Genomic DNA, 3,057 nt, shown 5'->3' with positions numbered 1-3,057 from the left:
CGCCAGCAGCGCCAGCGCGGCCAGGCCGAGCGGCGGCGCGGTCGCCCGCACCACGCGGCGCCCGCGCGCGGCGGGCGGATGCCCGACGAGCGGCGCGGGGACGGAGCCGAGCACTCGCTGCGCCAGGTCCGCCGCGACCGGACGCGGAGCGGCGGGCAGCAGTCGTCCGCGGTGCGCCGCGTCCCCCAGCCCGGTCACCAGGGCGCCGAGCCGCACCACCCCGGCCGCGCGTTCGAACGGATTGTCGGCCAGCTCCACGCCGCGCAGCCGGCGCCGCTCCAGGGAGACGGTGCGGCGCGTGACCAGCCCGCGCCGGGCCACCACGGAGCCGTCCCGCTCGTACACGGTGAAGTCCCAGTTGAACAGGGCGAACGCGACGACCGACATGACCGGCATGGCCAGCACGACCATCGCCGCCGCGGCGACGACCGCGGCGGTCGGCAGGCCGACCACGTCATGGCTCACGCTCTCCACCCGTTCGCGCGTGATGAACCCCAGGTCGTCGCCCAGGTTGTAGAGCGTGCCCAGGAAACTGCCCGCGACCGCGAACGGGGTCAGCAGGTACGCGCCGCTCAACGGCGCGTACACGAACCAACGTGGGCGGATCCGCGCCAGGACGCGCTCGGGCGCGCGCACCGGCTCCTCCGGGGACACAGTGCGGCCCGTCAAGAGAAGGCGCAGCCGTTCGGCCTCCTGCCGCGAGACGGCGTTCAGCACGCCCTCTCCCCCGTCCGCGCCCGCGTCGATGTGCACGATGGCCAGTCGCAGCAGCCAGTGCGGGAGCGCGGCGCTGACGTCGACGCCGCGGATGCGGTCGCGCGGGATCGCCTTGACCGAACGGCCGATGAGGGAGCGGCGCAGCTCCAGCCGGTCGTCGTAGAGCGTGTAGGTGAACGTCGCCCAGGTCGCCACATGCACGACCAGCCCGAAGGCCAGCCCCGCCAGGGTGAAGTAGAACGCCGTGGACAGGCCGCCCACGACGAGCCCGGCGGCCCCGGCCGCCAGCAGCGCGAGCAGTTCCCGCACGGCGCCCACGACGAACGTCAGCGGATGCAGCCGCGCCGCGCGCGGCCGCGCGGCGCGCACGGTGCGGGAGTCGGCGGAGGGCGCGTTCACGTGGCGTCGTCGCGCAGGTCGTGCGCCCGGTGGGCGAGCCGTTCGGCCAGGCGCGCGGCGACGTCCACCGGCAGCCCGGCGACCTCGGACGACCCGGCGTGCGAGGCGGTGTTGATCTCGATGGTGGCCAGGCCCAGCATGCGCTCGATCCAGCCCTGCTCGGTGTCGACGGTCTGGATGCGGCTCACCGGGACCAGCAGCCACTCGCGGTTGAACCACCCCGTCCGGGTGTAGACGACGTCGGCGCTCACCTCCCAGCGGTGCACCCGGTACCGCCACACCGGCGCGAGCACCGTCATGACCGCCCCGACGGCGGCCACCACGACGGGCAGCCACCAGACGCGCTGGCCCAGCCACCCGAGCAGGCCGTCCCAGCGCCGCGCGCCGTCCCAGCCGTCGACCCAGGCGGCCGCGCCCCAGGCCAGGCCGGAGGCCAGGCCCCACAGCAGGGCCGACTCGATCGCCCACTGCGCGATGGCCCGGCGCGCGACCCGGTGCGCGGGCGGCCGCAGGCGCGGCGGGTGCGACGTCCCGCCGCCGGGCTCCTGGGTGCGCCGCACCGTCGTCACGCCACCGAGTTTAGGACGCCCGTCCCCCCTCACCAGGTCACTTGCCGCCGCCGCGCCCGGCCGGACGCGGCTCTCGAGCGATCTGTCAGACCCGTGTGCGATGGTGGCCGGAACGGTCCCCGAACCGCCGGCATCGCGTCGGCGACGCCGGGAAAAAGGAGGTGCGCGGCGGCCGGGGCACCGCGTAGTTTGTCCGGTCTCATGACGAGAACCGCCTTTCGCTGGCCCAGGTCGATCCACCGGCGATCGACCTCGTGACCATGGACCGAGGAGCCCATCCATGACCCACGCCATCCGGGCCGACGGCCTGGTGAAGCGGTTCGGCGAGACGCAGGCGCTGGCAGGCGTCTCGTTCACCGTCGAGCCCGGCACCGTGCTCGGCGTGCTCGGCCCCAACGGCGCCGGCAAGACCACCACCACCCGCATCCTGGCCACGCTGATCGAGCCCACGGCGGGCACCGCCGAGGTCGGCGGCTACGACGTCGTGCGGCAGGCGCACCAGGTGCGTCAGCTCATCGGCCTCACCGGGCAGTACGCGGGGGTCGACGAGATGCTCACCGGCACCGAGAACCTGGTGCTGATCGGGCGCCTGCTGGGCCTGCCGCGCCGCGAGGCCAAGGCGCGCGCCGCCGAGCTGCTGGAGCGCTTCGAGCTGACCGACGCCGCCGACCGCGCCGCCAAGACCTACTCCGGCGGCATGCGGCGCCGTCTCGACCTGGCCGCCAGCCTGGTCGGGCGGCCGCGCATCCTGTTCCTGGACGAGCCCACCACCGGCCTGGACCCGCGCAGCCGCGGCGGCCTGTGGGACATCGTCCGCGGCCTCACCGACGACGGCGTCACCGTGCTGCTGACCACCCAGTACCTGGAGGAGGCCGACCAACTCGCCGACGACATCATCGTCATCGACCGCGGCAGGGTCATCGCGCAGGGCAGCTCCGACGAGCTCAAGGCCCAGGCCGGCGGCCGGGTGCTCGAGGTGCGGCCGGTGCGCGAGGCCGACCAGGCCACCGTGGCGAGGGTCGTCGCCGACCTGACCGGCGGCGCCCCCGAGGTGCGCGACGGGCTGGTCTCCGCCCCGGTCACCGACCCGGCGGTCATGCCGGCGGTGGTGCGCCGCCTGGACGAGGCGGGCGTCGCCGTCGGGGAGCTGACGCTGCGCAAGGCCAGCCTGGACGAGGTGTTCTTCGCCCTGACCGGCCACCACACCGACGAGGTGGACAAGGCCGCCGACGAGCTGATCGAGAACGAGGGAGCCCGAGTATGACACAGCCGCAGCGGCGCGGCGCCGTCCGGACCGGCGCGCCCGCGCAAGGGCGAGGCGCCGCCCCGGGGGCGCCGCGACGGGGAACGGGGGGCGCGCGATGACCGCCGC

3 protein-coding genes are annotated in these 3,057 nt (G+C 75.3%); 1 reads left to right on the top strand and 2 read right to left on the bottom strand.

The annotated features are described in order from the left end of the window. Together AR3_RS28790 and AR3_RS28785 are read right to left on the bottom strand one after the other, a co-directional pair. A partial coding sequence (locus AR3_RS28790; protein WP_083952256.1) for a PH domain-containing protein occupies positions 1–1,116 on the bottom strand: 1,116 nt, incomplete at its 3' end. Beyond that, complete coding sequence (locus AR3_RS28785; protein WP_067918756.1) at positions 1,113–1,685, bottom strand: PH domain-containing protein; 573 nt, start codon at positions 1,683–1,685, stop codon at positions 1,113–1,115. The genes AR3_RS28790 and AR3_RS28785, both read right to left, overlap by 4 nt. A gap of 280 nt (positions 1,686–1,965) precedes the next feature. Between AR3_RS28785 and AR3_RS28780 the strand changes: the two genes are divergently transcribed. Then, positions 1,966–2,949 (top strand): efflux ABC transporter ATPase subunit, DrrA-related, encoded by a 984-nt coding sequence (locus AR3_RS28780; protein WP_067918754.1) that lies wholly within the window; start codon positions 1,966–1,968, stop codon positions 2,947–2,949. Positions 2,950–3,057: the final 108 nt, after the last annotated feature.

It is taken from the genome of Actinomadura rubrobrunea NBRC 15275, from assembly GCF_001552235.1.
Taxonomy (GTDB): Bacteria; Actinomycetota; Actinomycetes; order Streptosporangiales; family Streptosporangiaceae; genus Spirillospora; species Spirillospora viridilutea.
Note: the sequence above shows the minus strand (reverse complement) of the source record. Positions and strands in the feature narration are given on the sequence as shown.

Excerpts from the sequence above, each read along its gene's own strand:
- AR3_RS28780 (WP_067918754.1), top strand. The coding sequence starts at position 1,966 with ATGACCCACGCCATCCGGGCCGACGGCCTGGTGAAGCGGTTCGGCGAG.